The organism is Streptacidiphilus sp. PAMC 29251, from assembly GCF_054208735.2.
In genome coordinates, this window is sequence record NZ_CM135725.2 from 4,147,756 (window position 1) to 4,173,111 (window position 25,356).

General features: G+C 72.0%; 25 protein-coding genes and 1 pseudogene. 15 read left to right on the top strand and 11 right to left on the bottom strand.

Going from position 1 to position 25,356, the window contains the following annotated elements:
• Window positions 1–57: 57 nt before the first annotated feature.
• A complete protein-coding gene (locus tag ACXKR8_RS19405; protein ID WP_462100600.1) occupies window positions 58–972 on the top strand; it encodes a tyrosine-protein phosphatase in 915 nt (304 codons plus the stop codon).
• Here ACXKR8_RS19405 and ACXKR8_RS19410 read toward each other — a convergent pair.
• The gene (locus tag ACXKR8_RS19410) at window positions 914–1,843 is read right to left on the bottom strand and encodes a PH domain-containing protein (protein WP_458274159.1); all 930 of its coding nucleotides are present in this window, start codon (window positions 1,841–1,843) and stop codon (window positions 914–916) included. The genes ACXKR8_RS19405 and ACXKR8_RS19410 overlap by 59 nt on opposite strands.
• A gap of 216 nt (window positions 1,844–2,059) precedes the next feature.
• Here ACXKR8_RS19410 and deoC point away from each other — a divergent pair, with 216 nt between their 5' ends.
• From deoC to ACXKR8_RS19435, 5 genes and pseudogenes are all read left to right on the top strand, one after another.
• Window positions 2,060–3,037 carry a deoxyribose-phosphate aldolase gene (deoC, locus tag ACXKR8_RS19415; protein ID WP_458274160.1) on the top strand — a complete coding sequence of 326 codons (978 nt, stop codon included), beginning with the start codon at window positions 2,060–2,062 and terminating at the stop codon, window positions 3,035–3,037.
• An 80-nt stretch (window positions 3,038–3,117) separates the two neighbouring features.
• Window positions 3,118–4,551, top strand: a pseudogene (locus ACXKR8_RS19420) (aldehyde dehydrogenase family protein).
• The gene (locus ACXKR8_RS19425) at window positions 4,544–5,443 is read left to right on the top strand and encodes an aldehyde dehydrogenase family protein (protein WP_458274161.1); all 900 of its coding nucleotides are present in this window, start codon (window positions 4,544–4,546) and stop codon (window positions 5,441–5,443) included. The pseudogene ACXKR8_RS19420 and the gene ACXKR8_RS19425 overlap by 8 nt, the downstream one beginning before the upstream one ends.
• Window positions 5,444–5,597: 154 nt before the next feature.
• Window positions 5,598–6,008 (top strand): DUF3052 domain-containing protein, encoded by a 411-nt coding sequence (locus ACXKR8_RS19430; protein WP_458274162.1) that lies wholly within the window; start codon window positions 5,598–5,600, stop codon window positions 6,006–6,008.
• Window positions 6,009–6,066: 58 nt separating this feature from the next.
• Window positions 6,067–6,690 carry an ATP-binding protein gene (locus ACXKR8_RS19435; protein WP_458274163.1) on the top strand — a complete coding sequence of 208 codons (624 nt, stop codon included), beginning with the start codon at window positions 6,067–6,069 and terminating at the stop codon, window positions 6,688–6,690.
• A gap of 299 nt (window positions 6,691–6,989) precedes the next feature.
• Here ACXKR8_RS19435 and ACXKR8_RS19440 read toward each other — a convergent pair whose 3' ends face one another.
• Window positions 6,990–7,820, bottom strand: a complete 831-nt coding sequence (locus tag ACXKR8_RS19440; RefSeq protein WP_458274164.1) for a SigE family RNA polymerase sigma factor — start codon at window positions 7,818–7,820, stop codon at window positions 6,990–6,992.
• A gap of 174 nt (window positions 7,821–7,994) precedes the next feature.
• Between ACXKR8_RS19440 and ACXKR8_RS19445 the strand changes: the two genes are divergently transcribed.
• The 5 genes from ACXKR8_RS19445 (at window position 7,995) to ACXKR8_RS19465 (ending at window position 11,985) form a co-directional block, all read left to right on the top strand.
• The gene (locus tag ACXKR8_RS19445; protein WP_380503919.1) at window positions 7,995–8,672 is read left to right on the top strand and encodes a response regulator; all 678 of its coding nucleotides are present in this window, start codon (window positions 7,995–7,997) and stop codon (window positions 8,670–8,672) included.
• Between the two features lie 120 nt (window positions 8,673–8,792).
• A complete protein-coding gene (locus ACXKR8_RS19450; protein WP_458275028.1) occupies window positions 8,793–10,340 on the top strand; it encodes an ATP-binding protein in 1,548 nt (515 codons plus the stop codon).
• Complete coding sequence (locus tag ACXKR8_RS19455) at window positions 10,337–10,906, top strand: hypothetical protein (RefSeq protein ID WP_458274165.1); 570 nt, start codon at window positions 10,337–10,339, stop codon at window positions 10,904–10,906. The genes ACXKR8_RS19450 and ACXKR8_RS19455 overlap by 4 nt, the downstream gene beginning before the upstream one ends.
• A 62-nt stretch (window positions 10,907–10,968) precedes the next feature.
• Window positions 10,969–11,559: a VanZ family protein gene (locus tag ACXKR8_RS19460; RefSeq protein ID WP_458274166.1), complete on the top strand. Its 591-nt coding sequence runs from the start codon at window positions 10,969–10,971 to the stop codon at window positions 11,557–11,559.
• 231 nt (window positions 11,560–11,790) lie between these two features.
• Entirely contained in the window at window positions 11,791–11,985 is a 195-nt protein-coding gene (locus ACXKR8_RS19465) for a PspC domain-containing protein (protein WP_458274167.1), read from the top strand.
• A gap of 29 nt (window positions 11,986–12,014) precedes the next feature.
• On the opposite strand, the gene ACXKR8_RS19470 is transcribed toward ACXKR8_RS19465, so the two are convergent.
• The 3 genes from ACXKR8_RS19470 to ACXKR8_RS19480 all read right to left on the bottom strand — a co-directional run bounded on the left by ACXKR8_RS19470 (window position 12,015) and on the right by ACXKR8_RS19480 (window position 14,746).
• Window positions 12,015–12,509: a hypothetical protein gene (locus ACXKR8_RS19470; protein ID WP_458274168.1), complete on the bottom strand. Its 495-nt coding sequence runs from the start codon at window positions 12,507–12,509 to the stop codon at window positions 12,015–12,017.
• 121 nt (window positions 12,510–12,630) lie between these two features.
• Window positions 12,631–13,737, bottom strand: a complete 1,107-nt coding sequence (locus ACXKR8_RS19475) for an adenosine deaminase (protein WP_458274169.1) — start codon at window positions 13,735–13,737, stop codon at window positions 12,631–12,633.
• Window positions 13,738–13,810: 73 nt separating this feature from the next.
• Entirely contained in the window at window positions 13,811–14,746 is a 936-nt protein-coding gene (locus ACXKR8_RS19480; RefSeq protein ID WP_458274170.1) for a LysR family transcriptional regulator, read from the bottom strand.
• A 119-nt stretch (window positions 14,747–14,865) separates the two neighbouring features.
• Between ACXKR8_RS19480 and ACXKR8_RS19485 the strand changes: the two genes are divergently transcribed.
• Window positions 14,866–16,188, top strand: coding sequence for an MFS transporter (locus tag ACXKR8_RS19485; RefSeq protein WP_458274171.1), 1,323 nt, complete (start codon window positions 14,866–14,868; stop codon window positions 16,186–16,188).
• A 256-nt stretch (window positions 16,189–16,444) separates the two neighbouring features.
• Window positions 16,445–16,774: a Uma2 family endonuclease gene (locus tag ACXKR8_RS19490; RefSeq protein WP_458274172.1), complete on the top strand. Its 330-nt coding sequence runs from the start codon at window positions 16,445–16,447 to the stop codon at window positions 16,772–16,774.
• Window positions 16,775–16,795: 21 nt separating this feature from the next.
• Here the strand turns inward: ACXKR8_RS19490 and ACXKR8_RS19495 are convergent, their stop codons facing one another.
• The 6 genes from ACXKR8_RS19495 to ACXKR8_RS19520 all read right to left on the bottom strand — a co-directional run bounded on the left by ACXKR8_RS19495 (window position 16,796) and on the right by ACXKR8_RS19520 (window position 24,077).
• Window positions 16,796–18,076 (bottom strand): thymidine phosphorylase, encoded by a 1,281-nt coding sequence (locus ACXKR8_RS19495; RefSeq protein WP_458274173.1) that lies wholly within the window; start codon window positions 18,074–18,076, stop codon window positions 16,796–16,798.
• A 64-nt stretch (window positions 18,077–18,140) separates the two neighbouring features.
• Window positions 18,141–18,539 (bottom strand): cytidine deaminase, encoded by a 399-nt coding sequence (locus ACXKR8_RS19500; RefSeq protein WP_458274174.1) that lies wholly within the window; start codon window positions 18,537–18,539, stop codon window positions 18,141–18,143.
• A gap of 32 nt (window positions 18,540–18,571) precedes the next feature.
• The gene (locus ACXKR8_RS19505) at window positions 18,572–19,867 is read right to left on the bottom strand and encodes an ABC transporter permease (RefSeq protein ID WP_458274175.1); all 1,296 of its coding nucleotides are present in this window, start codon (window positions 19,865–19,867) and stop codon (window positions 18,572–18,574) included.
• A complete protein-coding gene (locus ACXKR8_RS19510) occupies window positions 19,864–21,279 on the bottom strand; it encodes an ABC transporter permease (protein ID WP_458274176.1) in 1,416 nt (471 codons plus the stop codon). Before ACXKR8_RS19510 ends, ACXKR8_RS19505 begins: the two co-directional genes overlap by 4 nt.
• Window positions 21,276–22,847: an ABC transporter ATP-binding protein gene (locus ACXKR8_RS19515; RefSeq protein WP_458274177.1), complete on the bottom strand. Its 1,572-nt coding sequence runs from the start codon at window positions 22,845–22,847 to the stop codon at window positions 21,276–21,278. The genes ACXKR8_RS19510 and ACXKR8_RS19515 overlap by 4 nt, the downstream gene beginning before the upstream one ends.
• Window positions 22,848–23,123: 276 nt before the next feature.
• Window positions 23,124–24,077 (bottom strand): BMP family lipoprotein, encoded by a 954-nt coding sequence (locus ACXKR8_RS19520; protein WP_458274178.1) that lies wholly within the window; start codon window positions 24,075–24,077, stop codon window positions 23,124–23,126.
• A gap of 7 nt (window positions 24,078–24,084) precedes the next feature.
• Here ACXKR8_RS19520 and ACXKR8_RS19525 point away from each other — a divergent pair, with 7 nt between their 5' ends.
• Both ACXKR8_RS19525 and ACXKR8_RS19530 read left to right on the top strand, forming a co-directional pair.
• Window positions 24,085–24,237 (top strand): hypothetical protein, encoded by a 153-nt coding sequence (locus ACXKR8_RS19525; RefSeq protein ID WP_458274179.1) that lies wholly within the window; start codon window positions 24,085–24,087, stop codon window positions 24,235–24,237.
• Window positions 24,238–24,415: 178 nt separating this feature from the next.
• Window positions 24,416–25,177 (top strand): SDR family NAD(P)-dependent oxidoreductase, encoded by a 762-nt coding sequence (locus ACXKR8_RS19530; protein WP_458274180.1) that lies wholly within the window; start codon window positions 24,416–24,418, stop codon window positions 25,175–25,177.
• Window positions 25,178–25,356 lie beyond the last annotated feature (179 nt).

Genomic DNA, 25,356 nt, shown 5'->3' on the forward strand with positions numbered 1-25,356 from the left:
CACAGCGGGTCCAGGCACCCTGCCGCGCTGTCAGCGGGCGGCTCTAGGGTGAGGGGCATGGAGACGGACCAGCAGCACCCCACCCCCACTCCCACCCCCGGCGCCGACCGGCTGATCAGCATCCCCGGCGTCCGCAACCTCCGCGACGCCGGGGGCTTCGCCACCGCCGACGGCGGCAGCGTCAGCCTCGGCCTGCTCTACCGCTCGGCCTCGCTCTGCGAGTTGGGTCCGGACGGCGCGGCCCGGCTCGCCGCGCTGGGTCTGCGCACCGTCGTCGACCTGCGCAGCGCGGAGGAGGCCGTGTACTGGCCCAACCAGCGGCACGGGCTCGACTTCGAGCTGGTCTCGCTGCCGACGCTGCCGCCGTACGAAGCGCCCGCCCAGCTCGCCGAAGCCGCCGCCGACGCCGACGAAGCCAGGGCGGCCGCCGCCCCCACCGGGAACCCGGACACCGCCGCCGCCGAGGGCGAGGGGCTGGAGGGGATGTACGCCTTCATGGCGGAGACCGCGGGCCCGCCGATCGTGGCCTGCATCCGCCGACTGATAGCCCCGGACGCGCTCCCGGCCCTGGTCCACTGCGCGGTCGGCAAGGACCGCACCGGCGTGACCATCGCCGTCATCCTCTCCGCGCTCGGCGTGGACACCGCCGACATCGCCGCCGACTACGCCCTGTCCAACGCCGGCCTGGGCCTGCTCGACGGCCCGGTCTTCTACCTGGACGAGCACGGCGCCGAACGCCCTTCGCGCCCGGTGCACGCCGCCCTGCTCGCGCTCTTCCTCGGCCGCGTCCACACCCGGCACGGCACCACGGCGGGATTCCTGCACCACCACGGGCTGAGCGCCGAGGAGCTGGAGCGCCTGCGCGGCCTGCTGGTGCGCGAGGCGGCCCCCGCGCACCCTCCTAGGACCGGATTCAGCCGAGCAGCCCCAGCACCACCAGGGCCACCGCGCCCGCCACGGCCGGAGCGATGATCCACCAGGTCCAGACGACCGAGACGCTGCCGACCGCAGCAGGACGCGCCTCCGCCTCGTCGGACAAGGTGTTCAGCTCCGCCACGACCCGGTCGGCCCAGGCCAGGCCCGCCGGTGCGGCGCCGTCGTCGCCGGAGCCCGCACCGCCGCGTGCGCGGCCGCGCAGCAGGCCGGGGCCGCCCACCGGGTAGCTCCCGGCGCCGCCCGCGCCGCCGAAGCCGGTACGGGTGCGGCGGGAGTCCATCATGGCCGCGTCGCCCTTGGCCATCATCGCCCGCCGACCGACCCGCTTGCGCTGGCGCAGCGACACCGGGACGGCCCAGACCTGGTACTTCTTGCCGCCCGCACGCAGTTCCACCGACAGCGCCGCCTGGACCGTCTCGACCTCGCCCCAGGGCGCGGTGATGGTGCGGAACGGGTTGCGGACCAGCAGCCGGTCCCGGTCGGCCCGGACCACGGGCCAGAAGGTGAAGGCGGTGAACAGCGGCAGCACCAGCGCCAGCGTCGCCAGCCCGAACCACGGCGTCCGGCCGTGGCCCTCGACCATGGCGTCGATGCAGAGCCACAGCGCCAGCGCGGTCAGCAGTCCTCCGGCGACCATGCTCGGCACGGAGCGGTAGCGGCGCTCGGCGTAGCCGGGGTCGGCCGGGTCGGCGTCGGCGTCGACCAGGCCGGCGGGGGCGACCGAGCCGGCGGGGACGACCGGGCCAGCGGTGTCAGCCGAGCCAGCGGGGGCGACCGGGTCGGTGTCGGCCGAGCCAGTCGCGACCGGGTCGGCCGTCGGGTTCAGCGGGGCCGCCTCGCTCGGGCCGGGGGTCTCCTGGCCTGGAGTGTTGCGGTCTGATGTGCTCTGGCCATGGGGGTCGCTCATGGTGAACGATTCTGCCCCAGCCGACCACCGGGATCGGCCGGGGCTCTGGTTGCGGTATGGCATCAGCTGCCCATACCGGGCGGAATGGGGCGGCCAGGCCGCCGCCGAGGCCCCGCGGGGCGGCCACCGACGGCCGACGAGGCCCCCGCCGACAAAAGTCACACCCGATCGGCGCTGACGAAACGCTACGCGTGTAGATATGCTGATCTGGTGAGCATGCCCACCACTTCCCCAGCCGCCACCGCCGCCGGACTGACCGAGGTCGCCTCGTCGGAGGCGACGCTGCGCCGCTTCCTGCACGGGCTGCCCGGCGTCGACGCCGTCGGTCTGCAGTCGCGTGCCGCGTCCCTCGGCACCAGGTCCATCAAGACCACCGCCAAGGCCTACGCCATCGACCTGGCCATCTCCATGATCGACCTGACCACGCTCGAGGGTGCCGACACCCCGGGCAAGGTCCGCTCGCTCTGCGCCAAGGCGATGCGCCCCGACCCCAGCGACCCGACCACGCCACGCGTCGCCGCCGTCTGCGTCTATCCCGACATGGTCCCGTTCGCCAGGGCCGCCGTCGGCGGCAGCGGCGTGCGGATCGCCTCGGTCGCGACCGCGTTCCCGTCCGGGCGCGCCGGGCTGCCGGTGAAGCTCGCCGACACCGCCGAGGCGGTCGCCGCCGGGGCCGACGAGATCGACATGGTGATCGACCGCGGCGCCTTCCTCTCCGGCCGCTACCTGGAGGTCTTCGAGACCATCAGGGCGATCAAGGAAGCCTGCGTCCGCCCCGACGGCAGCGCCGCGCACCTCAAGGTGATCTTCGAGACCGGCGAACTGCAGACCTACGACAACGTCCGCCGGGCCTCCTGGCTGGCGATGATCGCCGGGGCCGACTTCATCAAGACCTCCACCGGCAAGGTCGCGGTCAACGCCACCCCGCCGGTGACCATGGTGCTGCTGGAGGCGGTCCGCGACTTCCGCGCCGCGACCGGCGCCCAGGTGGGCGTGAAGCCCGCCGGGGGGATCCGCACCACCAAGGACGCCATGAAGTACCTGGTGATGGTGAACGAGATCCTCGGCGACGACTGGCTCTCCCCGGACTGGTTCCGCTTCGGCGCGTCCAGCCTGCTCAACGACCTGCTGATGCAGCGTCAGAAGCTGACCACCGGCCGGTACTCCGGTCCTGACTATGTGACGGTGGACTAGCCGTGGCGAAGAAGAAGCCCAACGAGACCGAGACCCCGGCTGCGGCCGCGGCGCCGGCCACCACCACCCCCGGGCGCAAGCTGTTCGAGTACGCCCCCGCCCCCGAGTCCCGGGCCGCCGCGGGCGAGATCGCCAGCTCCTACGGCCACTACATCGGCGGCGAGTTCGTCGGGAGCAGCGGCACCGAGTCCCTGAAGACGGTGGACCCGTCCACCGAGCAGGTCCTGGCCGAGGTCGCCCAGGGCACCGCGGAGGACGTCGACCGCGCGGTGAAGGCCGCCCGCGACGCCTTCCCGGCCTGGTCGGCGCTGCCCGGCGCCGAGCGCGGCAAGTACCTGTTCCGGATCGCCCGGATCATCCAGGAGCGCTCGCGCGAGCTGGCGGTGCTGGGAGTCGATCGACAAGCGGCAAGCCGATCCGGGAGACCGCGACGTCGACCTTCCGCTGGTCGCCGCGCACTTCTTCTACTACGCGGGCTGGGCCGACAAGCTGGAGTTCGCCGGCTACGGTCCCAATCCGCGTCCGGTCGGCGTGGCCGCGCAGGTCATCCCGTGGAACTTCCCGCTGCTGATGCTGGCCTGGAAGATCGCCCCGGCGCTGGCCACCGGCAACACCGTGGTCCTCAAGCCCGCCGAGACCACCCCGCTCACCGCCCTGCGCTTCGCCGAGATCTGCCGCCAGGCCGGGCTGCCCGGCGGCGTGGTCAACATCGTCACCGGCGACGGCCGCACCGGCGCCGCGCTGACCGGGCACCCGGGCGTGGACAAGGTGGCCTTCACCGGCTCCACCGAGGTCGGCCGGTCCATCGCCCGCACCCTGGCCGGCACCCGGACCCGGCTGTCGCTGGAACTGGGCGGCAAGGCGGCGAACATCGTCTTCGACGACGCCCCGATCGACCAGGCCGTCGAGGGCATCGTGGACGGCATCTTCTTCAACCAGGGCCATGTCTGCTGCGCGCGGGCTCGCGCCTCCTGGTGCAGGAGTCGGTGCACGACGAGGTGATCGACGCGCTGAAGCGCCGGATGGAGACGCTGCGGGTCGGCGATCCGCTGGACAAGAACACCGACGTCGGCGCCATCAACTCGGCCGAGCAGCTGGCCCGGATCCGGGAACTGACCGACGCCGGCGAGGCCGAGGGCGCCGAGCGCTGGGCCCCCGCCTGCGAGCTGCCGACGTCCGGCTACTGGTTCGCGCCGACGATCTTCACCGGCGTCAGCGCCACCCACCGGGTCGCCCGCGAGGAGATCTTCGGCCCGGTGCTCTCGGTGCTGACCTTCCGCACGCCCGAAGAGGCCGTCGCCAAGGCCAACAACACCCCGTACGGGCTCTCGGCGGGCATCTGGACCGAGAAGGGCTCGCGCATCCTCTGGATGGCCTCGCAGCTCAGGGCCGGTGTGGTGTGGTCCAACACCTTCAACAAGTTCGACCCGACCTCGCCCTTCGGCGGCTACAAGGAGTCGGGCTACGGCCGCGAGGGCGGTCGCCACGGCCTGGAGGCGTACCTCGATGTCTGAGACCCAGCAGATCCGCCTTGATGTCTACAAGACCTACAAGCTCTATGTCGGGGGCAAGTTCCCCCGCTCCGAGAGCGGACGGGTGTACGAGGTGACTGACCGGAAGACCGGCGACTGGCTCGCCAACGCGCCGCAGGGCACCCGCAAGGACACCCGCGACGCGGTCTCCGCCGCGCGCAAGGCGGTCAGCGGCTGGTCCGGCGCGACGGCGTACAACCGCGGGCAGATCCTCTACCGCGCCGCGGAGATGCTGCAGGGCCGGCGCGAGCAGTTCGCCGCCGAGGTGGCGGTGAGCGAGGGCGTCAGCGCCAAGAAGGCCGCCGCGCTGGTGGACGCGGCCGTCGACCGCTGGGTCTGGTACGCGGGCTGGACCGACAAGGTGGCGCAGATCGCCGGCGCGGCCAACCCGGTCGCGGGCCCGTACTTCAACCTCTCCACGCCCGAGCCCACCGGCGTGGTCGGGATCCTGGCCCCGCAGGGCGGGAACGGCTTCTCGCTGCTCGGCCTGGTGTCGGTGCTGGCGCCGGTGATCGCCACCGGCAACACCGCGGTGGTCGCCCTGGCGACGGACGCGCCGCTGCCCGGGCTGTCCCTGGGCGAGGTGCTGGCCACCTCCGACCTCCCCGGCGGAGTGGTCAATCTGATCTCCGGACGGACCGAGGACATCGCCCCGACCCTGGCCTCGCACCAGGATGTCAACGCCCTCGACCTCTCCGGCGTGAATTCACCGGAAGGCCCCGGCTCGGCGCGAGCTCTGGAAGTGCTCGCAGCGGATACCCTTAAGCGTGTAAGGCGGCCCGACATCGGCAACGACTGGACGGCTGCTCCGGGTACCGACCGTCTCCTGGCCTTCCTGGAGACCAAGACGGTCTGGCACCCGATGGGGATCTGACCGACGGTCGGGCCCCCTCCACAAGCCGGGCGGCCCGCCCCACCCCCCCTGGGCCCGGTCGCCCGCTGAGAACGGGCACGCGCTCCTCCCCCCGAGTGCGTGCCCGTTCGCTTTTCCCGCGCAGCCGGCGGTGCCGGGCGCGATGATGGGCGCCATGAGCGATCAGGGCTACTCGGGCACACCACTCGCGAAGAAGCTGCGGATCAAGCCGGGCCACCGGGTCGCCCTGCTGCACCCGCCGCAGGACTGGACCGTCGCCGCGATCCCCGGCCTGCCGGACGGCGTCGAGCAGGCGGACGGCCTCGCCGACGCGGACGTCACCCTCGCCTTCTTCCGCACAGCGGCCGACCTCAAGGCCGAGGCCACGGGGCTGGCGGCGGCGCTGCCCTCGGCCGGCTGCCTCTGGATCGCCTGGCCCCGCCGCGCCGCCGGACACAGCAGCGACATCACCGACAACCTGCTCCGCGAACTGTTCCTGCCCACCGGCATCGTGGACGTCAAGGTGGCCGCCCTCGGCACCGACTGGTCCGGCCTGGCCTTCGTCCACCGCCTCGCGAACCGGTAGGGCCGTAGCGACCACCGGGGCCGATGCGTCAGACTTGGGTCCTGTGAGCAGCCAATCCGTGAACAGTCCGCATCCGGCCCGTGTCGTCCTGCTGTGCGGGCCCTCGGGGTCGGGGAAGTCGACGTTGGCGGAGCGGTCCGGGCTGCCGGTGCTGCAGCTCGACGACTTCTACAAGGACGGGGACGACCCGACCATCCCGCGGCTGCCGGACGGCGCCGGGCCCGACTGGGACCACCCCGGGTCCTGGCACCGGGCGGACGCGATGGCGGCGATCCGGGCGCTGTGCACCGCGGGGCGGGCGGAGATCCCGGTGTACTCGATCCCCGACAACGGCCGGGTCGGCACCCACACCCTGGTCCTGGACGGCGCGGGAGCGTTCGTCGCGGAGGGGATCTTCGCCGCCGAGATAGTCCGCGGCTGCGCGTCCGAGGGGCTGCTCGGCGACGCGATCTGCCTGCGCAACCGCCCGGCCGCCACCGCGTGGCGGCGGTTCCGCCGGGACGTGCGCGAGCGCCGCAAGTCGGTCCCCTACCTGCTGCACCGCGGCTGGCGGCTGATGCGCGCCGAGCGCGGGATCGTCGCCCACCAGGTCGACCAGGGCGCCTTCGCCTGCGCCGGCGCCGCCGCGCTGACCCGCATCGCCGCGGTGGCCGCGGCCCCCGCCCCGGCCTACGCGGGCTGAGCCCGGCTGAACCGAGGCAGGAACCCCGCCCGGCCCCGTCGCCCGAGCCCGGCCCGGCCCGGCAGGGCCGGAACGCACGGAACGGGCAGCGGCTCCCTCCCCCGAGGTGCCGTGCCCGTTCCGTTCTCCGCTGTCGCGGGCCTTCCCGGCTCCCCCGAGCCGGGCCCCCGCCCGCGACGCCCCCTCCCCCGTTCCCCCCTGGCGTGCTCCCGGGAGTGCGGGCCCCATGATCCCCCCGGACCACGCGGCTCCCCGGGTTTTTCCCTCGGCGAGAAGAGTTGTGCCTGGTCAGGTCGTGCTCAAGCGACCAGCTCGCCGAAAGCCTGTCCCGCGTCGCCGTCCCGCGACGCCAGGATCTCGTCGTCCCGCAGCCGGCGCAGTGCGCGCCAGATGCTGCTCTTCACGGTGCCGACGCTGATGTTGAGCACGTCGGCGATCTCGGGGTCGGTGCGACCCTCGTAGTAGCGGAGGACCAGCATGGTGCGCTGGGTCTCCGGAAGCTTGGCCAGCGCCTGCCAGAGCACGGCGCGCAGCTCGGTGCCGCCCATGGCGTCGGTGTCGCCGACGGTCTCCGGCATCTCCTCGGTCGGGTACTCGTTGACCTTGCGGCGACGCCAGGCGGAGATGTGCAGGTTGGTCATGGTGCGGCGCATGTAGCCGCCGACCGCGGCCTTGTCGGTGATCCGGTCCCAGGCCCGGTAGGTGCTGAAGAGCGCGCTCTGCAGCAGGTCCTCGGCGGCGAAGCGGTCGCCGGTGAGGTGGTAGGCGGTGGCGTACAGGGAGGCACGGCGTTCCCGGACGTAGGCCGAGAACTCCTCCTCGCTGGTGAGCGAGGTCTCCCCCGTCGTGCCCTCCTGTACGCCGACCGCCACCGCGGCCTGGAGGCCGCTCTCCCCCGTACCCCCGTTGCCCGTCCCCCCGGCGGGCAGCTCGCGGACGGTGGTGCCGCGCACCACGCCGCGAAGTGTGAGTGTGACGGTGCTGGAACCGTCGTGCGCCCCGCCGCGTCCGACACCGTGAAGTGCCTGCAGCGAAGAGGTGCGGTGCGGTGCGGTGTGTGCGGCGGTGCCGTGCACAGGGCGCACAGCGCGAAGTGCCGCGGAGCTCCGGGCCTCGGTGACTGCGTTCATGCTGCGCTCCCTGGTGGATGTTGGTTCTGTTGCGCCGGAGTCCCCCGACTTCGACAAGCAAAAGCTTCCCTCGCCGGCGTCATGGCCGTGTCCGCCGACTGTCACAGCCCTGTCACAGAGGCAGGGCGGGGGTAGGGGTCGATCAAATACGCCCGATGGGCAAGAATGGCTGCCGTGTCACATCTGCTGCTCATCGAGGACGACGACGCCATCCGCACGGGCCTTGAGCTCGCGCTGACCAGGCAGGGCCATCAGGTATCGGCTGCCGCATCGGGCGAGGACGGCCTGAAGCTGTTCAAGGAGAAGCGTCCGGATCTGATCGTCCTGGACGTGATGCTGCCCGGTATTGACGGTTTTGAGGTCTGCCGCCGGATCCGCCGCACCGACCAGCTGCCGATCATCCTGCTGACCGCGCGCAGCGACGACATCGACGTGGTGGTGGGCCTGGAGTCGGGCGCGGACGACTACGTGGTGAAGCCGGTGCAGCCGCGGGTGCTGGACGCCCGGATCAGGGCCGTGCTGCGGCGCGGCGAGCGGGACAGCTCGGACTCCTCCGCGTACGGGGACGTGGTGATCGACCGCAGCGCGATGACGGTCACCAAGGCCGGCGTGGACCTCCAGCTGACCCCCACCGAGCTGCGGCTGCTGCTGGAGCTGAGCCAGCGGCCGGGGCAGGCGCTGTCCCGGCAGCAGTTGCTGCGGCTGGTCTGGGAGCACGACTACCTGGGCGACTCCCGGCTGGTGGACGCCTGTGTGCAGCGGCTGCGGGCAAAGGTCGAGGACGTGCCGTCCGAGCCGACGCTGATCCGTACCGTGCGGGGCGTGGGCTACCGCTTGGACCCGCCGCAGTAGGCTGCCCCGCGACCACCCCGGCGGCACACCGGGTCAGACCCAGTCCCAGGCAGCGAAGGCACCGTGACCGAACAACCCGAGGCCCCGGCCTCCCCGCCCCGTACCCGCAACGGGAGCTGGCTGGCGCGCTGCCTTCGGCTGACCTCGCTGCGGATACGGCTGATCGCCGTGTTCGCGCTGGTGGCGCTGGCCGCCGCGGTGTCCGCCTCGGGCATCGCGTACTGGCTGAACCGGGACGCGGTGCTGAAGCGCACCCAGGACAACGCGCTCTCCGACTTCCGCGGCCAGGTCAGCCGGACCGTCACCGAGCTGCCGCTGCAGCCGAGCTGCGAGCAGCTGGGACGGGCCGCCAACGTGGTGGCCCACTCCGGGCTGCAGTACAGCGTGGTGATGGTGGAGCACGACTGCTCGGTCTCCACCGACCCGAACCTCACCCAGGCGCTGATCCCGACCCGGCTGCAGACCTCGGTGACCACGCCCTGCGCGCTCTGCACCAGCCAGCCGGACCAGTACCACCTGTTCTGGCAGCGGATCACCGTGAACGGCACGCCCTACCTGGTCGGCGGCAGCGAGGTGGCCCCGGACGGGCCCACCGCCTACATGTTCAAGTCGCTGGACGGCGAGCGCCGGGACATGGACTCGCTGGCCTGGTCGCTGGGCATCGCCACGCTGCTGGCGCTGGTCGGCTCCGCGCTGCTGGCCCAGGCCGCGGCGTCCACGGTGCTCCGCCCGGTGGCCCGACTCGGCGAGGCAGCACGGCAGTTGGGGGCCGGACGGCTGGACACCCGGCTGGAGGTGAGCGGCGCGGCCGAGCTGGCCGAGCTGTCGGCGACCTTCAACCGGACCGCGGAGTCGCTGCAGGCGCAGGTGGAGGAGCTGAGCGCGCGCGAGCACGCCAGCCGCCGCTTCGTCGCCGACATGTCGCACGAGCTGCGGACCCCGCTGACCGCGATGACCGCGGTGACGGACATCCTGGAGGACGAGGCCGACACCCTCGACCCGATGATCGCCCCGGCGGTCCGCCTGGTCGTCAGCGAGACCCGCAGGCTCACCGAACTGGTCGAGAACCTGATGGAGGTCACCCGCTTCGACGCCGGCACCGCCAAGGTGGTGCTGGACGAGATCGACGTCTCCGACCTGCTGACCTCCTGCATCGACACCCGGGCCTGGCTGGACGCGGTGGAGCTGGACGCCCCGCGCGGCATCGTCGCCAGGATCGACCCGCGCCGGGTGGACGTGATCCTGGCCAACCTGATCGGCAACGCGCTGAAGCACGGCGGCTCGCCGGTCCGGGTCCGGGTCAGGGCGGAGCAGGACGAGCTGGTGGTCCGGGTCGCCGACGGCGGTCCCGGCATCCCCGAGGACGTGCTGCCGCATGTCTTCGACCGCTTCTTCAAGGCGGACGCGGCCCGGCGGCGCTCCGAGGGCAGCGGGCTCGGCCTGTCGATCGCCATGGAGAACGCCAGGATCCACGGGGGGACGATCAGCGCCGAGAACGGCGAGGTGGGGGCGGTGTTCACACTTCGCCTGCCGATGACACCCCCGGTCGAGGCCGGGCACCCGCTCGCCGCGGACGGCGGGCCCAGCGGCGGGAACCTGGGCGGCAGCGGCAGCAGCGGTCATGGCAGCAGCGGTGGCAACAGCACGGCGAAGGGCGGCACCGCGTGATCAGCGACAGCAGCACCAGCAAGGCCCGCCGGGCCGGTCTGCTCGGCGCCCTCGGCGCGGTCACCGCCGTGCTCGCGCTGACCCTCAGCGGCTGCGGGATCCGGGACACCGCACTGCCGGTCGACGCAGGGGTCGCGGCGTCACGCACCGCCTGCCCGCCCGCACCCGACGCGACGCTCAGCAAGCTGGAGCACGACGAGAGCATCCTGCCGACCGGCGTCGCCGTCCCGCTTCCGCTGCCCACGGCGGTCGACAAGCGCGCGGCCTCGGCCGAGGCCCAGGCCCAAGCAACGGCCCAAGCAACGGCCAAGGCCAGGGCTCAGGCTTCGGGCAAGGTCCAGGCTTCGACTGAGGCTTCAGCCAAGGGCACGGCCAAAGCCACGGCCCAGCAGGAGGGGCGTCCGGCCGAGCCCCCGACCGCCACCGCGGCCCCGACCAGCTCGGCGCCGACGCCCAGCGAGACCAAGACCGCCGCCGGCCTGGGCTGTCTGCATGTCTCCGCCACGGGTACAGGCACCCCGACCGACCTACCCGTCCCGACACCCTCGGCCACCACTTCTCCCTGACGGCGGGAACCGAGCAGGCCACGACGCGCGTCCTCCCCGGCGTGCAGCGAGGAGACACCGGCGTGCGAACCGGTTTCGACCAGCGGTCCCCCGAGGGTGACCGCCCCGACCCCGACGACCGGTCCGACGACCGCTCCGAGGTGCACCGGGGCGCGCGGAGGCTCGGACTGCTGCTGCTCGCGGTCCACCTCGGCCTGGTGCTCTGGACGTCCTTCCTGCCGGTCTCCGCGGCCTGGATGGCGGACACCAATCTGACGCCGTTCGCGACGGTCCGCACCGAGCTGATGGCCGGGACCCAGCACGCCTACCTGGAACTGCTCCGCGGTCTGCTGCTGCTGGCGCCGCTGGGCCTGCTGCTGCCGCTCGCGGGGGGCAGGGCGACCTCGACCACGCTGTCGTCCTTCCTGCGCACGGTCTTCGCCGGGGTGCTGCTGGCGACCGGGGTGGAGGTGCTGCAGTCGACGCTGACCAGCCATCTGCTCAATGTGGACGACGTGCTGCTGGCCGCGGTCGGGATCGCCGCCGCGCACCTCGCCGTGGTGCCCGCCTTCCGCGCGGCGCTGCGCCGCAGGGACCGCGGCGACCACCACGGCAAGGGCCCCAGCCTGCCGGCCACCGCGCCGGGCTTCGGCGTGGCCCGCTCCGCGCACTGACGCTGCGCGCGACGGCGGGTCGGCGCACTGACCGGTTCCGCGCGACGGCGGTCGGCGGGTTCTCAGGGGTGACCCTGAGGGCGGCCCTGAGAACCCGTCGTTCCTGAGCCGGGGGCGGGCCGGGGCCCGGATCGTCGAAGCGGAGGACGTTTCCCGCCCGCCGCCGCGGGAGGCTTGAAGCATCCCGACGGAGCACCGTCGCGAGAGACCTCAGGCATCCAGGAGTCACCGATGAACGCCACCGCCACCACCCTCGCCCGCCCCCGCAGCAACCGCATGATCGGCGGAGTCTGCGCCGGCATCGCCAAGCGCTTCGGGCTGGCGCCCAGCACCGTGCGGGTGCTGGCCGTCCTGTCCTGCCTGCTCCCCGGCCCGCAGTTCCTGGTCTACCTGGCGCTCTGGCTGGTGCTGCCCCAGGAGCCCTGACCCGGCTCCGGGGGCCCGCCCGTGCTGACCTATCCCAGCGGGGAGTGGACCGGGAGGCCCGAGGTGACCTGGCTGAGGCCGGACGTCGGCGAGGTCTGGCCGAGCACCGGCAGGCTGTTGCCCTGGCCCAGCTGGCCCACCACCGGCAGACCGCCGTCGAGCCCGACCGGCAGGGCGCGGGTCTCGGGCATCGACCGCACCGAGGGGGTCGCCGAGTTGACCAGGCCCTGGGCGGTACCGGTCACCGCGTGCACACTGCCGTTGGGCGAGCCGAGCACCTGCTGGGTGTCCGTCACCGGTCCGCCGGCCAGCTTGGAGAGGTCGCTGGTCGGCAGCCCGCTGGTGAGGGGGCCGGTGGTGAGGGGCCCGGTCGGCGCCGCGGCACTGGCCTGGGCCGCACCGGCCGGAGCCGCGCCGAGCACACCGCCGAGGCCGTCCGCCGCAGCAGCCGGGGTGACGGCGGCCGCGGCGAGCGCGACACCGAGCACAGCGGTTCCGGCGGCCTGACGCATTGCCTTCTTCATGGGCTGTTCCCTCGTGTCCTCGGGTCTGGAACGGAACGGAACGACTACGCCCCGTGTCCGACTGGCGGCCCAAGGTATCCACGAGGGGGGACCGCCCCCAAATCTCCGTCCCCCGGTCGGCCTAACCGGCCGTCAACTTCTCATATCCCGGCTTGATCACGTCGTTGATCAGGGCGAGCCGCTGCTCGAACGGGATGAAGGCCGACTTCATGGCGTTGATGGTGAACCAGCGCAGATCGTCCAGGGTGTAGCCGAAGGCCTCGGCGAGGTGCTCGAACTCCCGGCTCAGGCTGGTCCCGGACATCAGCCGGTTGTCCGTGTTGACGGTCACCCGGAACTGCAGCTTCCGCAGCAGCCCGATCGGGTGCTCGGCGTACGAGACGGCCGCACCGGTCTGCAGGTTGGAGGTCGGGCACAGCTCCAGCGGGATCCGCTTGTCGCGCACGTACTCCGCCAGCCGGCCCAGCTTGACGCCGCCGTCCTCGGCGACCGAGATGTCGTCGATGATGCGCACGCCGTGGCCGAGCCGGTCCGCGCCGCAGCACTGCAGCGCCTCCCAGATGGACGGCAGGCCGAAGGCCTCCCCGGCGTGGATGGTGAAGTGGTTGTTCTCCCGCTTGAGGTAGTCGAAGGCGTCCAGGTGACGGGTCGGCGGGTGCCCGGCCTCGGCGCCGGCGATGTCGAAGCCGACCACGCCCAGGTCGCGGAAGCGGTTGGCCAGCTCGGCGATCTCGCGGGAGCGGGCGGCGTGCCGCATCGCGGTGAGCAGCGTGCCGATCCTGATCCGCTGCCCCTTGGCGGCGGCGCGGGCCTCGCCGAGCCGGAAGCCCTCGTTGACGGCCTCGACCACCTGGTCCAGGGTCAGTTCGGCCTCCAGGTGCTGCTCGGGCGCGTAACGGACCTCGGCGTAGACGATGCCGTCGGCGGCCAGGTCCTCGGCGCAGTCGGCGGCGACCCGGACCAGGCCCTCGCGGGTCTGCATCACCGCGCAGGTGTGGGCGAAGGTCTCCAGGTAGCGGACCAGCGAGCCGGAGTCGGCGGCGTCCCGGAACCAGGCGCCGAGGGCGACCGGGTCGGTGGTCGGCAGGCCGTCGTAGCCGACCTCGGCGGCGAGCTCGACGATCGTCTCCGGACGGAGGCCGCCGTCCAGGTGGTCGTGCAGCAGCACCTTGGGCGCGCGGCGGATGACCTCAGCGGTCAGGGGTGCGGGGGTGAGGGTGTTCTCCATCACGCAACGATACCTCCTACGCGCGTAGATGCAGGTGTATTTCCGCCCACACCGCCCGCCCGCACTCCCGCCTTCAGCTGTGCAGCGGCAGCTGGCCCCTGACCGACAGCACATAACTGCGGAAGGCCTCCGCCGGGGGCGTCAGCGGACGCCCGGTCACCCAGGTCAGCGCGATCTCCCGGCGCGCCCCCGGCGAGGAGAGCTGCAGCTCGGCCACGTCCGGGCGGGCCACCGTGGCCGGGGGCAGCACCGCCACGCCGAGGCCCGCCGCGACCAGGCCGCGCAGGGTCTCCGACTCCTCCCCCTCGAAGGAGATCCGGGGCGTGAAGCCGGCCTCCGCGCACAGCGCGTCGGTGATCCGCCGCAGCCCGTACCCGGGCTCCAGGGTGACGAAGGCCTCCTCGGCCACGTCCCGCAGCCGCACCCTCTGCCGTCCGGCGAGGCGGTGGTCGGCCGGGACCACCAGCCGCAGCCGCTGCTCGCCGAGCCGACGCGCCGTCAACTCCGGTCCGTCCGGGCGCGGCGAGACCAGGCAGAGGTCCAGCTCGCCCTCGCGCAGCCGCTGCAGCATCGAGTCGGTGTAGTCCTGCACCAGCTGGAAGCGCACCCGCGGATGCTCGGCGCGGAAGCCGCGCAGCAGCATCGGCACCGCCTCGGACCCCATGGTGTGCAGAAAGCCGAAGGCCACCCGCCCGCCGGTCGGGTCGGCCTCGGCGCGGGCCGCCTCGGCCCCGCGCTCCACCTCGGACAGCGCCCGCTCCACCGCACCGAGGAAGATCCGCCCGGCCCTGGTCAGCCGTACCGTACGGCCCTCGCGGGCGAGCAGCGCCACGCCCAGCTCCTCCTCGAGCCGGGCCACCGCGCGGCTCAGCGTCGGCTGCGGCATCCCCAGCTCCGCCGCCGCCCGGGTCACATGCTCCAGCCGGGCCACCGCGGCGAACTGCGCCAGCAGCGGGGCGAGCAGCACGGCGGGAGCGTCGGGGGCGAGCTCCGCGACCACCGCAGGCATGTCATCTGCGTCACGCGACTGTTTCCCGGTATCGGCTGACCTGTCTTCATACGCCACAGCATCAATCATCCCGGTTCCATGCATTGGACGCATCAGACCGGCCGTCCTAGTTTTGCGGTATGCCGCCTGCACCTAGCGGGGCATTCGACGACCAGCCGTCGACTGCCCTCACCTCGCCGATCCGTTCCACTGCCGCCGTCACCTCGACCGCAATCGCCGTCGCCGAGGACCTGCGCCACCTCCCCGGCAGCCGGGGCCTGCGCCGCACCCAGCTCGCGCTGTTCGGCGCCGGTCTGGCGACCTTCCTACTGCTGTACTCCACCCAGGCGCTGCTCCCGGCACTGTCGGCGAGCCTGCGGCTGACGCCGGCCCAGGCCAGCCTCACCGTCTCGGCGGCAGCGATTGGCCTGGCCCTGGCGGTGATCCCGGTCAGCGCCCTGTCCGAGCGCTACGGCCGTACCGCGGTGATGACCGCCTCGGTGTTCACCGCCGCCGCCATCGCGCTGATCCTCCCGTTCGCGCCGGACCTCACCACGCTGACCGTGCTCCGCACCCTCCAGGGCGTCGCGCTGGCCGGGCTGCCGGCCACCGCCATGGCCTACCTCGCCGAGGAGGTCCACCCGACCGCCCTGGCCTCGGCCATGGGCCTGTACGTGGCGGGCAACAGCATCGGCGGGATGAGCGGGCGACTGGTGTCCGGCGTGGTGGCCGGCTCCTTCGGCTGGCGTTGGGGCCTGGCCTCGGTAGCCGTGCTGTCGCTGCTCTGCGCCATCGCCTTCCGGCTGCTGATCCCCCGCGCCCGGCACTTCCGCCCGGGGCCGATCAACCCGGCGGCGCTGCTGCACACCGTCACCTCGCACCTGCGCAACCCGCTGCTGGGACGGCTGTTCGCGCTGGGCCTGCTGTTCATGACGGTCTTCGGCGCGGTCTACACGGTGATGGGCTACCGGCTGGTGGCGCTGCCGTTCGGGCTCTCCCAGGGCCTGGCCAGCTCCATCTTCGCGGTCTACCTGGTCGGCACCTTCGCCTCCGCCGCCTCGGCCCGGGTGACCGGCCGCTTCGGCCGCCGGGGCACTCTCTACCTGGCCGTCGGCACCACCTCGGCGGGCCTGCTGCTCACCCTGCCCGACTCGCTGCCGCTGGCCCTGCTCGGCCTGGTGCTGATCACCGCCGGATTCTTCACCGGCCACTGCGTGGCCTCCGCCTCGGTCGGCCGCACCGCGACCCACGGCCGCGCCCAGGCGTCCGCGCTCTACCTCGCCGCCTACTACCTGGGCAACAGCCTCGGCGGCACCCTCGGCGCCGACGCCTACCACGGCAACGGCTGGACCGGCACCGTCCTGGTAGCCCTCGCCGCCATGGCTTTGGCAGCCGGCGTCACCCTCTACGGCACGGTCCACGCCCGCGTCACCGCCCCGGGGGCGGTGGCGGCCGCCCGCTGAGCAGCTTGCAAGCTAGCTAGGCTCTGGTCATGAGCGTTGACGCTGCCACGTATGCCAGGTTGCGCGAGATCGCCGGCCAGGTGCCGAGGATTCCCGGGACGGGGCCGGTGGAGATCGCCAACGGCAGGGTCGTCCTGACGCTCTCCCCGGTGCGGCGGCATGAACTGGCCGTACTGCGGATCGGCAAGCAGCTCAACGAGCAGTTGGCGGCCACCCACCCCGGCTTGGTGGCACACCCGGGGCCGACCTTGAGGACGTGGGCCTGGGGCGGTTGCGGCGGCCCGACCTCATGGTGTTCCCCGAGTCCGTGCTGGAGGAGGACGCCTCGGCCGTCTACCCCGCCGATGTGCTGCTCTCGGTCGAGGTCGTCTCGAAGTCGAACCCGGAGAACGACTACGACGAGAAGGTCAGGGACTACGCCGCCATGGGCATCCCGCTCTACCTGCTCGTCGACCCGCGCGACGGGACCGGCACCGTCCACTCGCAGCCCGGGTACACCCACCGCGAGCGCTTCGTCTTCGGCGACACGGTCCAGGTCGGACCCTGGCGGATCGACACCGGCGGGCTGCTCACCTACGGCGCGTGAGTAGGCAGCCCGCCAGGGCGGTCAGCTGATGCGGTCGAGGATGATCGGGGCGCGCTCGAAAGCCGTGCCGGGCGCGGCGATGGTGATGCCGGTGGCGAGGGCTTCCAGGGCGTAGTCGAAGCGCTCGGGGGTGTCGGTGTGCAGGGTCAGCAGCGGCTGGCCCGCGGTCACCGTGGCGCCGGGCTTGGCGTGGAGCTCGACGCCGGCGCCGGCCTGGACCGGGTCCTCCTTGCGGGCGCGGCCTGCGCCGAGGCGCCAGGCGGCGACGCCGACGGCGTAGGCGTCCAGCTCGGTGAGGACGCCGGAGGCGGTGGCGGTGAGGACGTGCTGCTCGCGGGCGACCGGGAGCGGGGCGTCCACGTCGCCGCCCTGGGCCGAGATCATGCGGCGCCAGTGGTCCATCGCCGAGCCGTCCTTCAGCGCGGTCTCAGGGTCCTTGCCGCCCGAGACCCCCGCCGCTGCCAGCATCTCCCGGGCCAGGGCCAGGGTCAGCTCGACCACGTCGGACGGGCCGCCGCCGGCCAGCACCTCGACCGACTCGCGGACCTCCAGCGCGTTCCCGGCCGTCAGGCCCAGCGGGGTGGACATCCCGGTCAGCAGCGCGACGGTGTTGACGCCCGCGGCCTTGCCCAGGCCGACCATGGTGCGGGCCAGCTCCTGGGCGTCCGCCAGCGACTTCATAAAGGCGCCGGTGCCGACCTTGACGTCCAGCACCAGCGCGCCGGTGCCCTCGGCGATCTTCTTGGACATGATGGAGGAGGCGATCAGCGGAATGGCCTCGACCGTGCCGGTGACGTCCCGGAGCGCGTAGAGCTTCTTGTCGGCCGGGGCCAGGCCGTCGCCCGCCGCGCAGATGACCGCTCCGGCGTCGCGCAGCACCTGCATCATCTCGTCGTTGGAGAGCGAGGCGCGCCAGCCGGGGATGGACTCCAGCTTGTCGAGGGTGCCGCCGGTGTGGCCGAGGCCGCGTCCGGAGAGCTGGGGCACGGCCGCGCCGCAGGCGGCGACCAGCGGGGCCAGCGGCAGGGTGATCTTGTCGCCGACCCCGCCGGTGGAGTGCTTGTCCGAGGTCGGCAGCGGCAGCGAGGAGAAGTCCATCCGGATCCCGGAGCGGATCATCGCGTCGGTCCAGCGGCTGATCTCGCGCAGGTTCATCCCGTTCAGCAGGATCGCCATGGCGAGCGCGGACATCTGCTCGTCCGCCACCTCACCCTTGGTGTAGGCGTCGATCACCCAGTCGATCTGAGGGTCGGTCAGCTCGGCGCGGTCGCGCTTGGCGCGGATGACGGAGATGGCGTCCATCGGAAGTCCTCTTCAATGCGAGTGCGTACGAGCAGGCGAGCAGGCGAGCAGGAGGAAAAGAAGGTCAGAGCCGGTCGGGGCCGAAGGCATCCGGCAGCAGTTCGGACAGCGGGCGGATGCCGGAGACCGACTCCACCAGCAGGTCCGCGCCGCCGTGCTCCCAGAGCAGCTGCCGGCAGCGGCCGCAGGGCATCAGCACCGCGCCGGAACCGTCGCAGCAGGTGAACGCGACCAGCCGGCCGCCGCCCGAGGCGTGCAGCGCCGAGACCAGCCCGCACTCGGCGCACAGGCCGAGCCCGTACGAGGCGTTCTCGACGTTGCAGCCGCTGACGGTCCGTCCGTCCTCGACCAGCGCCGCCGCGCCGACCGGGAAGCCCGAGTACGGCGCGTAGGCACGGGACATGGCCTCCTGGGCGGCCAGCCGGAGCTTGTCCCAGTCGACGGTCATCGGGTCGGGATTCATCGGCGAAGCTCCTAGCGAGTGCGGAGTGCGGTTCAGCCCTTGACGTACGGCTTGCCGGACGCCGCCGGCGGCCGGGCCAGGCCGCCCAGCGCCGCGACCACGAAGATGGTGACCAGGTACGGGGCCATCGACAGGAACGCGCCGGGGATCGGGGTGCCGAGCGAGGACAGCGCCAGGTTCAGCTCGGTGGCGAAGCCGAACAGCACCGCCGCGCCGAGGGCGCCCAGCGGCGACCAGCGGCCGACGATCAGGGCGGCGATGGCGATGTAGCCCTTCCCGTCGCTCATGTCCTTGCCGAACTGGCTGTCCAGACCGAGCGTCAGCCAGACCCCGCCGAGCCCGGACAGCAGGCCCGCGGTGATGACGTTGCGGTAGCGCAGCCCGATCACCTTGATGCCGACGGTGTCGGCCGCGGTCGGGTGCTCGCCGACGGCCCGGGTGCGCAGGCCCCAGCGGGTGCGGAAGAGCAGGAACCAGACGATCGGCACCAGCAGGTAGGTCGCGTAGAACAGGATGTTCTGGTTGAACAGCGCGGCGCCGATGATCGGGATCGAGGACAGCCCGGGAATGGAGATCGCGGAGAAGCCGGGCGGGGTGTTGTAGGTGGCGCCGTCCGTCGACATCAGCCGGTCGTAGAGGAATCCGGTGATGCCGGAGGCGAGCAGGTTGAGCACCACGCCGAGGACGACCTGCTCGATCAGGTAGCGGTTGGCGAACACCGCGAGCAGCGAGCACATCAGCGCGCCGCCCAGGCAGCCGGCGATCAGGCCGGCCCAGACCGAGTGGGTCATCGACGCGGTCAGCGCGGCGGAGAAGGCGCCGAACAGGAACTGGCCCTCGACCGCGATGTTGACCACGCCGGAGCGCTCGCAGAGCAGCGCGCTGAGCGAGCCGAGCACCAGCGGCACCGCGGCGATCGCGGTCTGCTCGATGATCGAGGGGACGTTCATGCCGATGCCGGAGCCGGCCGCGGCCCAGATCAGGAAGGCGAGCACGACCGAGCCGAAGTAGCCGGCCGCCAGCCAGCGCTGGGCCTTCGCGGAGATCGGGGCGAACGCCCGGACCAGGCCGCAGATGATGGCGATGCCGGTCAGCACGATCGCCACCGGCTGGGCCGGGGCGGAGATCGAGCCGGGGCCGCTGCCGGCCGGGTCCAGCTTGAGCACGAACAGGGTGTGCGCGCCGTGCGCGGTGCGGGAGCCGAGGCCGAAGGCCCACAGCCCGTAGAGGCCGACGACGGCCTGGGCGACGCCGCCGATCAGCTTGGACCGGTCGGTCTTGACCACGGGGGTACCGGCGGGGCGGGTCTCGGTGGTTGCGGTGGTCATGCCTGGCCTCCAGCAGAGGTCGCGTGGAAGGGGTCGGGGCTCACCGGGGGCGGCGGCGCCGGGCTCTTGTCGACATCGACCCGGGTGGCCCGCAGCCGGAAGATCTCCTTCACCAGCCGGGGGGCCGCGACAAAGATCACGATCATGGCCTGGACCACGGTGATGATCTCGATCGAGACCTGGGCCTGGGTCTGCATCAGCGCGCCGCCGGCCTGGAGTGCGCCGAACAGCAGCGCCGCCCAGACCACGCCCCAGGGCTTGGTGCGTCCGAGCAGGGCCACGGTGATCGCGGTGAAGCCGAGACCGGCGTCGATGTTGGGGGCGATCGCGTTGTTGTTGGGGTTGGCCAGACCGATGGTCTGAGTCACCCCGATCATGCCCATCAGTGCCCCGGAGATCAGCATCGAGGCGATCTGCACCCGGGCCACATTGATACCGGCGGTCCGGGCGGCGCTCGGGGTGAGCCCGACCGCACGCACCTCGAAGCCGAGCTTGGAGCGGTTGAAGAACCAGGCCACCGCGAAGGTCGCGGCCAGCGCGAGCAGCAGCCCGAAGTCGGTGTTCAGACCGGAGCCGAACAGGTGCGGCAGCACCGCGTCCGGGTCGGCCTCCTTGGAGATCGCCTGGCCCGCGTTCTTGGTGCTGTGGAACACCGAGGTGTTCAGCAGCCAGCCGCCGAGCAGCAGGTAGGCGACGTAGTTGAGCATGATCGTGACGATGACCTCGTGCGCGCCGCGCTTGGCCTTGAGCCAGCCGACCACGCCGCCGTAGAGCAGCCCGCCGACCAGTCCGGCCGCGACCGTGACGACCAGGTGCAGCACACCGGGCAGCGAGGTCCAGGAGAAGGCCACGTACGAGGTGAAGATCGCGCCGATGATGGTCTGGCCCTGGCCGCCGATGTTGAACATCCCGGCCCGGAAGGCGACCGAGATGCCGAGGCCGCCGAAGATCAGCGGGGTGGCGTACTCCAGGGTGTTGGTGATCGGCCCGAAGAACTGGGACGGGGTCCCGGCCAGCGTCGAGGGGTCGAAGATGGCGCCCTTGAACAGCGAGGAGTAGGCGCTGGAGATGTTGTCCCAGGCCGAGGAGAAGAAGTCGCCCGGGCTGGCGAAGAAGTACGCGGCCTTGTCCATGGTCGCGGTGTTCGACAGCACGATCAGCACCGCGCCGACCACCAGCGAGAGCACGATCGCGAGGACCGTGACCAGGGTGCTGTTCTCGGCGGTGAAGACATTGCGCAGCACGGTGCCGAGGCTGCGGTCCGAGCCGGAGGGGCCCTCCGGCCCGGGCTTCGCGACGACGGCGGCGGGCTCCGCGGCGGCGGGCTGCTCCGCAGGCGTCTCGGCGGAAGCCACGGGCGTCTCGGCGGCGGGAGCCTGCTCCGGGTCCGGCGTGGTCTCGGGGGTGGTCATGAGGTCGCCTCCTCCGTCCTGGTCGTGGCTGCGTCGGTGGTGACACCGGCGTCGTTGGTGGTGATCCCAGCCATGAGCAGGCCGATCTCTTCCCGTGAGGTGTCCGGAGGAACGGTCGCGACGATCTTTCCGCGGTACATCACGGCGACCTTGTCGGCGAGCGCGAGGACCTCGTCCAGCTCGGTGGAGACCAGCACCACCGGCCTGCCCTGGTCCCGCTCGGCGACGATCCGCTTGTGGATGAACTCCATCGCGCCGACGTCCACGCCGCGGGTGGGCTGCGAGGCGACCAGCAGCCGCAGCGGCCGGGACAGCTCGCGGGCCACCACCACCTTCTGCTGGTTGCCGCCGGACAGCTTCCCGGCCGGGTGGGTCGGCTCGGTGGGACGGATGTCGAACTCCTCGATCCGGTGCCGGGCGTTCTTCTGGATCTCGCCCAGGTCCAGCGAGAGTCCCTTGCCGAACGGCGCCGAGGTGTAGAGGTCGAGCACCAGGTTCTCGGCGATGGTGAACTCGCCCACCACGCCGTCGTGGCCGCGGTCCTCGGGGATGAAGCCGACCCCGGCGTTCAGCGCCTGGCGCGGCGTCAGCCCGGTCAGCGCGGTGCCGTCCAGGGTGATCGTCCCGGACTCGGCCTGGGCCAGGCCGAGGATCGCCTCGGCCAGCTCGGACTGGCCGTTGCCCTGCACCCCGGCGATGCCGAGGATCTCGCCCTCGTGGACGGTGAACGAGACGTCGTCGACCGCGGCGTTGCCGTGCTGGTCCCTGACCGTGAGGTGCTCGACCTGCAGCGAGGCCGCGCCCGGCGTCTTCGGCTGCTTGTCGACGACCAGCTGCACCGAGCGGCCGACCATCAGCGAGGCGAGTTCCTGCTCGCTGGACGAGGGCGAGGCCTCGCCGACGACCGCGCCGCGCCGGATCACCGTGATCCGGTCGGCGATCGCCTTGACCTCTTTGAGCTTGTGGGTGATGAAGACGATGGACTTCCCGGCCTCGCGCAGCGAGTTCATGACCGTGAAGAGGTCCTCGATCTCCTGCGGGGTGAGCACCGCGGTGGGCTCGTCCAGGATCAGCGTCTGGGCGTCGCGGACCAGGGCCTTGACGATCTCCACCCGCTGCTGCACGCCGACCGGCAGGTCCTCCACCAGCGCGTCCGGGTTGACCGGCAGGCCGTAGCGCTCGGAGACCTCGCGCACATGCGCCTTGGCCCGGCGCCGGTCGAGCAGCCCGAGCGGGCCGCGCTTGGCGCCGAACTCGGCCTCGTCGCCGAGGATCACGTTCTCGGCCACGGTGAACACCGGGACCAGCATGAAGTGCTGGTGCACCATGCCGATGCCGTTGGCGATCGCGTCGCGCGGGCTGCCGATGGTCTTGGCGACGCCGTCGACCAGGATCGCGCCCTCGTCCGGCTGGTGCAGTCCGTACAGGACGTTCATCAGCGTGGACTTGCCGGCGCCGTTCTCACCCAGCAGGCAGTGGATCTCGCCGGGTTCGACGGTCAGGTCGACGTGGTCGTTGGCGACCAGCGAACCGAATCGCTTGGTGATACCGCGCAATTCCAGACGCACTAGTGAACACACCCCTCACGCCGCGCACCATTGTCGGTCGGCGAAAGCTATCGAGGTCTTGTCTGACAGGGAATTAAGAGTGACCAGCAATTGGTGGCTGGCGTCGCGGGCCGATGGCTCTCGCCTGGCCGGGTTGTCGTCGGTCGCCAGTGCTCCGCAATGGCTCCCTCCTCCGCCCCGCCCAGACTCGGCCCTCGACCCGCTCCTTCACCCAGCCACCAATTGCCGGTCACTCTAGGCGGGCGCAGAACGCGCCCGCCTCAGCTCGTTACCGGATCAGTTGGACGGCTGGTTCTTGGAGGTGATCTTGATGGTGCCGCTGACGATGTCGGCCTTGACCGTGGCCAGCTCGGTGGTCAGCGCCGCCGGGACCTTGGACTCGAAGGCGTGGTACGGGGCCAGGCCGGTGCCGTTGTTGGCCAGGGTGCCGATGTACGGGGTCGAGGAGAAGGAGCCCTTGGCCGCGTCGGTGACGGCCGTGGTGACCGCGCTGGCGATGCCCTTGGTGACCGAGGTCATGATGACCGAGCCGTAGGAGGCGTTGGACAGGAAGCCGTCGTCGTCGACCCAGATCGCGTTGAGCTTGCCGCCGCTGGCCTTGGCCTGGGCGAGCGCGCCGATGCCGGTGCCGCCGGCGACCGGGAAGACGATGTCCGCGCCCTCGGACTGGAAGGTCGCGGCGATCTGCTTGCCGCCGGCCTGGTCGGTGAAGCTCTGGGTCGGGTCGAAGGTGCCGGCCTGCTTGGCCTCGTCCCAGCCGAGGACCTGGACCTTGGTGCCGTGCTTCTGGTTGTAGTACTGCACGCCCTCCCAGAAGCCGTCCATGTAGACGGTCACGGTCGGGTACTTGGCGCCGCCGAAGGTCGCGACCTTGCCGGTCTTGGTCATCCCCGCGGCGAAGTAGCCGCCGAGGAAGGCGCCCTGCGCGGTGTTGAACTCCAGGCCCTGGACCTGCTTGGGCGAGGAGGCGTTGTCGACGATCGCGTACTGCTGGTTCGGGTTCTTCTTCGCCGAGGCGACGGTCGCGTCGTCCATCGCGAAGCCGACCGTGACGATCAGCTTGCAGCCGGCCGAGACGAAGCCGGCGATGTTGCTGGCGTAGTCGTTCTCGGTGGCGGAGGTGGCGTTCTGCACCGCGATGCTCGGGTTCGCCTTGGCGGCGTCCTGCATGCCGGCCCAGGACTCGGCGTTGAAGGAGTGGTCGTCCAGACCGCCGGTGTCGGTGACCATACAGGCCTTGAACGCGGCAGCCTGGCTGCTCGCGCTCGCGCTGCTGCTCGAGGTCGCGCCAGTGGTCGACACCGGCTTCGACCCGCAGGCCGAAGCGGTCAGGGCGACCACTGCCGAGATCGCTACGAGCGCGAGGGGCTTCTTCATCGATTCCTCCTGATAAGAGCCGACGTCCCAGAGCTCGGTTGCGGCGAGCCTCGGCCGGATTGAAGGCGACGTTAACGCGCGTAGAACACGATTGTGTTACGTACACGCTGGCGTTATCAGATCGTCGCAAACAGGCGCCGTCCACCTACGATGATCCGGGCATCGAGTCGGCATCGAATGGAGTACAGGGCATGACAAAAGGTCAGTTCGACGGCAGGGTGGCCGTGGTCACCGGGGCGAGCAGCGGCATCGGGGCCGCGACCGCGCGGCGGCTGGCCGAGGAGGGGTTCCGGGTGGTCCTCGCCGCCCGCCGCACCGAGCGGATCGAGGAGCTGGCCAAGGAGATCGGCGACGCCGCCACCGCGTACACCGTGGACGTCACCGACCGGGCCGCCGTCGACGCCTTCGCCGCCTCGCTGGACCGGGTGGACGTGCTGGTCAACAACGCGGGCGGGGCCTTCGGCGCGGAGAGCGTCGAGGCCGGCGACCCGGCCGACTGGCTCCGGATGTACGAGGTCAACGTCATGGGCGTGCTGCACGTCACCCAGGCGCTGCTGCCGGCGCTGCGGGCGAGCGGCGAGGGCACCGTGCTGGTCCTCTCCTCCACCGCCGCCTTCGTCCCCTATGAGGGGGGCGGCGGTTATGTCGCGGCCAAGGCCGGCGCGCACGCCATCGCCGGGACGCTGCGGCTGGAGCTGGTGGCCGAGCCGATCCGGGTGATCGAGATCGCCCCGGGCATGGTCCGCACCGACGAGTTCGCGCTCACCCGCTTCGACGGCGACGCCGCGAAGGCCGCCAAGGTCTACGCCGGGGTGGCCGAACCGCTGACGGCGGAGGACGTGGCCGACAGCATCGCCTGGGCGGTCACCCGTCCGGCCCATGTGAACGTCGACCTGCTGGTGCTGCGGCCGCGCGCCCAGGCCGCCGCGCACAAGGTGCACCGGGAGGGCTGAACGCGGGCGCCAGGGAGGGCGGGCCGGGGGCGGGAGTCGGGGGTTCACCTTCCGGAAGCCGTCGCATCATTCGGCGGCAAGGGTCTCGACTTGATAGCCAATTCGAGTGAATCCTTATCTCGGGGGCAAACCGGCCTGAACGCTAGGACTGCCTTGCCGCGTATGGCCTCTGAACCCCT